Origin of the sequence: Streptomyces tricolor (genome assembly GCF_002155905.1) — a bacterium.
Lineage (GTDB): Bacteria > Actinomycetota > Actinomycetes > Streptomycetales > Streptomycetaceae > Streptomyces > Streptomyces tricolor.
Genome location: NZ_MUMF01000350.1, coordinates 1 through 6,896, shown reverse-complemented (window position 1 = coordinate 6,896; position 6,896 = coordinate 1). Strand labels below are relative to the sequence as shown.

Genomic DNA, 6,896 nt, shown 5'->3' with positions numbered 1-6,896 from the left:
GCCCCGGCCCCGGCCGCGGCGACGGGCACGGACGGATCCGCCCCGGTGCCGGCCGCCGGCCCCGCCTCCGGCGAGCGCCCCTTCCGGATCGTCGCCGTCACGTCCTGCCCCACCGGCATCGCCCACACCTACATGGCGGCCGAGTCGCTGGAGAACGCCGGCCGTGAGGCGGGGGTCGAGCTGGTCGTCGAGACGCAGGGCTCGGCCGGCTTCGCCCGGCTGGACCCGGCGGTGATCGCGGCGGCGGACGGCGTGATCTTCGCGCACGACGTCCCCGTCCGCGACAAGGACCGCTTCGCGGGCAAGCCGACCGTCGACGTGGGCGTGAAGGCGGGCATCAACCGCCCCGCCGAACTCATCGCGGAGGTCCGCCAGAAGGCGGCGCGCGGTGAGGCGAGCGCCCCGGCGCACGCACCGTCCGGCACGCCGGTCGAGCGCGCGGGCGACTCCACCGAGGGCTACGGCACCAAGCTCCGCAAGTGGCTCATGTCCGGCGTCAGCTACATGGTCCCGTTCGTCGCCGCGGGCGGCCTCCTCATCGCCCTGGGCTTCGCGATCGGCGGCTACAAGATCAACAAGGCGCCGTCGGTCATGGACCACTTCGTGTGGACCCAGGCCGACAGCTGGGGCGCCCTGCTGTTCCAGATCGGCGGCGTGGCCTTCGGCTTCCTCGTCCCGGTCCTCGCCGGGTACATCGCCTACGGCATGGCGGACCGGCCCGGCCTGGTGCCCGGTTTCGTGGGCGGCGCGATCTCCCTCACCATCAACGCGGGCTTCCTCGGCGGCCTGGCCGCCGGTCTCCTCGCCGGCGGCGTGGTGATGGCCATCCAGAGGATCGAGATCCCGGCGGCGCTGCGCGGGATCATGCCGGTCGTGGTGATCCCGCTGATCTCCTCGGGGATCGTCGGGTTCCTGATGTTCGTGGTGATCGGCAAGCCCATCGCCAGTGCTCAGAAGGGCCTGACCGACTGGCTGAGCGGTCTCACCGGCACCAACGCCATCCTGCTCGGGGCCCTGCTCGGCCTGATGATGTGCTTCGACCTGGGAGGACCGGTCAACAAGGTCGCCTACACCTTCGCCACCGCCGGCATCGCCGTCGCCACGCCCAGCGACTCCGCCATGAAGATCATGGCCGCGGTGATGGCGGCCGGCATGGTCCCGCCGCTGGCGATGGCGCTGGCCACCACCGTGCGCGGCAAGCTGTTCACCCCGACCGAGCGCGAGAACGGCAAGGCCGCGTGGGTCCTGGGCGCGTCCTTCATCTCCGAGGGCGCGATCCCGTTCGCGGCGGCCGACCCGCTGCGGGTGATCCCGTCCGCGATGGCGGGCGGCGCGCTCACCGGCGCCCTGTCGATGGGCTTCGGCGCCACCCTGCGCGCCCCGCACGGCGGCATCTTCGTGGTCCCGCTGATCGGCAACCCGCTGCTGTACCTGGTGGCCATCGCGGCCGGCGTCTGCGTCACCACCGCCCTGGTGGTCCTCCTGAAGGGCATGCGCAGGCCGAGCCCCGAGTCCGCGGCCACCGACCCGGCCGAGCAGTCGGCCGCCGCACCGAAGGGGACCAAGCAGCCGGTGGCGGCCTGACCGCCGCACCACCGGCCACGGCGGCTGCGGCGGCTACGCGGCACGGTCCGGGACTCCGGCCCCGGACCGTGCCGTATCCGCGCGCGTGCCGTGCCCGCTCGCGGCGTGCGGCACCGCGCTGTCCACGGCATCCCGCGCGTACCGGCCGCTACCCCTGCCGTGCCGCGCGCCGCTCCATCGCGTCCCGGGCCGCGTCCTCCGACATGTACACCTCGCACATGTGCCGGCCGTCGGGTGTCGCCGTGTGCTCGACCTCCCACAGGGAGATCTCGGTCCCGTCCGGCAGCAGGAAGGCGTGCTCGTACAGCGCGTAGCTCAGCCCCGTCCGGCCGGCCCGCCCGGGGCGGCCGAAGGCCTGCGTGATCTGGTGCGCGGTCGCCGTCGCCAGCAGTGCCGCCGTCCGGGCGCCGGGCCGGTCGGGGTTCTCCGCGCGGCGCAGCAGCCGGCGCGCGTGGTCCGCCGAGTCGTCGGAGGCGAACACGTGCCGGGGCTCGGGGATCGCCCACAGCCGCATCATCGCGGGCAGCTCGACGTCCCGCGTGTCGGGCGGCAGCCCGAGCCGGGCCGTGGCGGCCTGGAGTTCCTCCTCGTCGACGTACACCTCGTGCTCCGCGGCGCTGCCGGGCGTGGGGTTGTGCACCAGCTCCCACAGGGTGACCGCCGAGCCGTCGGCGAGCAGCCAGGTGTGCCGGTACGTCTCCCGGTGCAGCCCCGCGCTGTGGTACGCGGAGTGCAGCGAACTGTCGTGCGCCAGCGCGCATTCGAGGCGCCGTATCACCTCGTCGGGCAGTTCGAACGAGTTCAGGGCACGGCCGAGGAGTCGCGCGAGATGCTCCTCAGGAGACTCGGGCGACTCGGCTGGTTCGTACGCTGCGGTCTCGTACGGAACGCTCAAGGCATCTCCCGGCGTTGCTGCATGTCACCTTGTGGGTGCATACCGTAGCCCCTCGGTCGGACATCGTGTCCGGGAACCGAGAAAACGTCCGCCAGGAAAACGCGCGGGCCGCGCGAAAAGTTCCCGCGCGGCCCGGTTTCCTGTCAAAACCCGCCGGTCAGACGGCGCTTCCGGCGGTCCAGGCGCTCCAGGACATGTTCCAGCCGTTGAGGCCGTTGTCGGGGGCGACCGTGGTGTCGGGGGAGTTCTTCACGATCACGACGTCCCCGACGAGCGAGTTGTCGTAGAACCACTTGGCCTGCGTGTCGCCCTGCGCGCCCTGCACGTCCGCGAGGCCCACGCAGCCGTGGCTGGTGCCCTGCCGCCCGAACGGCGGGTTGCCCTTGTTGTACCAGTAGTTGCCGTGCAGGAACGTCCCCGACGTCGTCAGCCGCATCGCGTGCGGCACGTCCGGGATGTCGTATTCGCCGCCGAAGCCGACCGTCGAGCCGTTCATGCGGGTCTGCACGAACTTCTCGGAGATCACCATCTGCCCGTTGTAGGTGGTGTGCTGCGCGCTGCCCGCCGAGATCGGCACCGTCTTGAGGGTCTTGCCGTCCCGCACGACCGTCATGGTCTGGGTGTTGGCGTCGACCGTGGAGACCTGCGACCGCCCGACGGTGAAGGAGACGGTCTTCTTCTGCACCCCGTAGACGCCCTTCGCGCCCTGCACGCCGTCCAGGTCGATCTTCAGCGTGACCTTGGAGCCGGCCTTCCAGTACTCCTGCGGCCGGAAGTCGAGCCGCCGGTCCCCGAACCAGTGCCCGACCACCTGCTGGCCGCTGCTGGAGTTGACCGAGATGTGCGACTGCACGGCCTTCTTGTCGGTGATGGACTTGTCGAAGGTGAACGACACCGGCATGCCCACCCCGACCGTCGTGCCGTTGTCCGGCGTGTAGGTGCCGATGAAGCTGTTCGCCGAGCTGACGGTGGTGAAGATGGAGTTGGCCGCCGCCGGGCGCCCCTCGCCGTCCTTCGCGGTCGCGGATATCTGGTACTTGGTCCCGCGCTCCAGCTGCTCCTTCGGCTTCCAGGTGCTGCCGTCCGCCGATATCGCCCCCGGCACGGTCTCCCCCGACCCCGCCACGGTCATCTTCACGTCGGTCAGCTTGCCGTCGCTGACCTTCACCCCGGTGGCGTTGATGGACGCCCCCGTCGAACCGTCCTTGGCCGAGATCGCGATCTTCGCCGTCGACGTCTTCGGGGAGTCCTTGCCGCCCTTGCCGTCGGCGTTGTCGGCGTTGGCGCTGCCGCCGCACGCGGTCAGGGTGAGGGCGCCGACGATCAGGGCGGCACAGGCCCCGAGTGCGCGCCGCGCGGCAATGTCCGGCGTTGTCACGGGCTGCTCCAGGTTCGTGTGATGTGCGTGGTCCGTTCCAGTGCGTGAAGAAAGAGGGCACCGGCACCGGGGGAGGTTCCCTCCGTTCCCGGTGAACGCCATCACGTGACAGAACCGCGACAATCCGCCCCGGCCTCGGGGCGCACCCGCTACGCCTTCCCGTACAACTCCCCGTACGACGGCCACGTTCCGCCCGGCCCGTCGACCGACTCGGCCGCGCGCACGGCCCGTACGATCGCGCGCGTCACGAGGTCGGCGCCGGCGGCCAGGACGTCGTTGAGCGCCAGAGGGTGCGTGCCGAGCGGGCGCGAGCCGGTCGCGAGGGCGAACACCGTGTCGCCGTCGTGCAGGAGGTGCACCGGCCGCACGGCGCGCGCGATGCCGTCGTGCGCCGTGCCCGCCAGCTTCTGCGCCTGCGCCTTGGTGAGGTCCGCGTCCGTCGCCACCACCGCCAGCGTCGTGTTGAGCGGCGCCGGCGCGTTCCCGGCGGCGGCCCCGGCCAGGCGCCGGCGCGCGGCCTCGTGCACACGCGCCTCCGGATACTCCACCCGCCCCCGGAACAACTCCCCGTACAGCACCCCCGTCTCGGGATCCAGCACCGACCCCGCGGCGTTCGCGACCACGAGCGCCGCCACGGTGATCCCCGAGCCGAGCACCGTACTCGCCGTGCCCACCCCGCCCTTGAGCAGCCCGGCGACGGCGCCCGTGCCGGCGCCGACGCACCCCTGCGCCACCCGCGCACCCGGCGCGTCGGCCGCCGCGGCCTCCACCGCCGCGCGTCCCGTCGCGGCGTCCGGACGCGCGCGGAAGTCCCCGCCGCGCCCCAGGTCGAAGACGCACGCGGCCGGCACCACCGGCACGACATGCGCCGGGTCCGGCCCCACCGGCACCCCGCGCCCCTGCTCCTCCAGCCAGGTCATCACCCCGGAGGCCGCGTCGAGCCCGTAGGCGCTGCCTCCGGTCAGCACGACCGCGTCGACCTTCTGCACCACGTTGCGCGGGTCGAGCGCGTCGGTCTCCTTGGTGCCGGGGCCGCCGCCGCGCACGTCCACGGCGGCGACAGCGCCGCCCTCGGGCGCGAGGACGACCGTGGTGCCGGTGAGCCAGCCGCCGCCGCTGCGGGTGGCGTGCCCCACCCGCAGCCCGGCGACGTCCGTCAATGCGTCAGCTGTCATGGACGCCAGTCTGGCCCAGCCGGGGCCCCCGCCGAAGGAGTCAGCCGGCCGGGGCGGCGGCGTCCGCCGCGCGCTGCCGGGCGGCCGTGCGGGCCGTCAGGGTCACCCCGGTCGCCACCGCGGCGGCGGACACCAGACCCGTCGCGAGCACCGCCCACTCGCCCAGGAAGGTGCAGCAGATCACCAGCAGGGCGGTGACCGGCAGGACGAGCTGCTGGGCGAGGCCGACCTTGAAGTGGCGGGAGTGCAGCACCCACACGGTCAGCAGGTACAGCGCGGCCGGCAGGGTGACGGCGGCCGAGGCGGACAGCGTGGAGATGCGGGCCTTGCCCACCGCCTGCTCCACGGCCACCTCCAGGCCGGCGCCGATCGCCGCCGCCGAGGCGAAGACCAGATAGTGGCCGTAGCCCCAGAGGAACGCCCGCCCGCTGGAGCGCAGATGACCGTGGATGGGCACCACGAAGTAGATCCACCACGCGGAGAAGACGATCAGCAGCCCGCCCGCCGCGATGGGCAGCAGCTCCCCCAGCGCCTCGTGCTCGTCCACGGCCGACTTCACGGCCACGGTGGCCGCGGCGATCGTCTCGCCGAGCACGATGATCGTGAACAGGCCGTACCGCTCGGCGATGTGATGCGGATGCCAGGGGGTCTCCTGGACCTTCTCGGCGTACAGCGGCACGCACAGTTCCGCGATCGCCATCACGAGGAACACCCACGGCCGGGAGGGTTCGGGCAGCAGCACCAGCCCGAGCCAGCCGACCTGGCACAGCAGCACGCCGTACGCGTACCGCAGCGCGGTGGTCCGCTCCGCGCCCGCGGCCGACCTCGCGGCTCTCAGCCACTGCCAGACCAGCGCCAGCCGCATGATCACATAGCCGATCCAGACCAGCAGGAAGTCGTGCTGCGTGGCGGCCCGGGAGATGCCGGCGGCCAGGACCAGGACACCGGCGATCTGCACCAGGGTGACGATCCGGTAGAGCGCGTCGTCGTTGTCGTACGCCGAGGCGAACCAGCTGAAGTTCATCCACGCCCACCAGATGGCGAAGAACGCCATCGCGTAGTTGAGGATGCCTTCGCCCGGGTGCCCTTCCGCGACCGCGTGCACCAGTTGCACGCCCGCCTGCGCGATCGCCACGACGAAGCACAGGTCGAAGAACAGCTCCAGCGGGGAGGCGACGCGGTGCGCCTCGTCGCGTCCGCGCGCGGTGAGCCGTCGCAGGGGGCCGGAGGGCGGCGAGGCGCCCGAGGGGCCGGGCACCGGGGCGGAACTCGACGTCATGGTCCCAGCACAGCAGAAAACCGCCGCGAAATCTTGTGAAGGGATCCACGAGCCGCGCGGAGCGGCCGGACGGTCCGAGGGGCGGGGACGCCGCCGGACCGCCCCGGCGGGCGCCGTACCCTGGTGACATGAGCACCGCCCCCGAGCCCGAGCCGCGCGAGCCGAAGCCCGCGCTGGTCTTCGACGACCCGCTGGACCAGCAGTCCGCGGACGACACCGACCGCGGCTGGGGCGAGCGCCCGGACGGCGACAGCGCCGCCGACCTGAGGCGCTTCCTCGACGAGAAGCCGCCCCACCACCTCTGAGCCGCCCGCCGGAGCGCCGCTAGCGCTCGCTCTGCCCGGACCCGCGCTGCGCCACCAGCGCGTCGCGGATCTCCTTGAGCACCTCCAGCTCGGTCACCTCGATGACCTCCTTCGTGCCCTCCCGCGCGGCCTTCCTGTCCGCCTGCCGGGCCAGGTACTTCGACATCGGCAGCACCATCAGGAAGTACACCACCGCCGCGGTGATCACGAAGCTGAGCGTGGCGCCGAGGACGGAGCCCCACAGGATCAGCACACCGCTCTTGACGGAGCCGTCCGCGGC

Annotated in this window: 7 protein-coding genes; 2 read left to right on the top strand and 5 right to left on the bottom strand. The window is 72.7% G+C overall.

The annotated features are described in order from the left end of the window. The coding region (locus CCN44_RS24270) for a PTS fructose transporter subunit IIC (RefSeq protein ID WP_086699512.1) at positions 1-1,584 on the top strand (1,584 nt) is incomplete at its 5' end. A gap of 148 nt (positions 1,585-1,732) precedes the next feature. Here CCN44_RS24270 and CCN44_RS24265 read toward each other — a convergent pair. The 4 genes from CCN44_RS24265 to CCN44_RS24250 form a co-directional block, all read right to left on the bottom strand. Continuing rightward, positions 1,733-2,479 carry a DUF6227 family protein gene (locus CCN44_RS24265; RefSeq protein WP_059250870.1) on the bottom strand — a complete coding sequence of 249 codons (747 nt, stop codon included), beginning with the start codon at positions 2,477-2,479 and terminating at the stop codon, positions 1,733-1,735. A gap of 157 nt (positions 2,480-2,636) precedes the next feature. Next, a complete protein-coding gene (locus tag CCN44_RS24260; RefSeq protein WP_059250872.1) occupies positions 2,637-3,857 on the bottom strand; it encodes a L,D-transpeptidase in 1,221 nt (406 codons plus the stop codon). A 149-nt stretch (positions 3,858-4,006) separates the two neighbouring features. Beyond that, positions 4,007-5,032: a P1 family peptidase gene (locus CCN44_RS24255; RefSeq protein ID WP_086699509.1), complete on the bottom strand. Its 1,026-nt coding sequence runs from the start codon at positions 5,030-5,032 to the stop codon at positions 4,007-4,009. 40 nt (positions 5,033-5,072) lie between these two features. Beyond that, a complete protein-coding gene (locus CCN44_RS24250) occupies positions 5,073-6,311 on the bottom strand; it encodes a low temperature requirement protein A (RefSeq protein ID WP_086699506.1) in 1,239 nt (412 codons plus the stop codon). A gap of 128 nt (positions 6,312-6,439) precedes the next feature. Between CCN44_RS24250 and CCN44_RS24245 the strand changes: the two genes are divergently transcribed. Further along, positions 6,440-6,616, top strand: a complete 177-nt coding sequence (locus CCN44_RS24245) for a hypothetical protein (RefSeq protein ID WP_086699503.1) — start codon at positions 6,440-6,442, stop codon at positions 6,614-6,616. Positions 6,617-6,635: 19 nt separating this feature from the next. Here CCN44_RS24245 and CCN44_RS24240 read toward each other — a convergent pair. Then, the coding region (locus tag CCN44_RS24240; RefSeq protein WP_143649940.1) for an MscL family protein at positions 6,636-6,896 on the bottom strand (261 nt) is incomplete at its 5' end.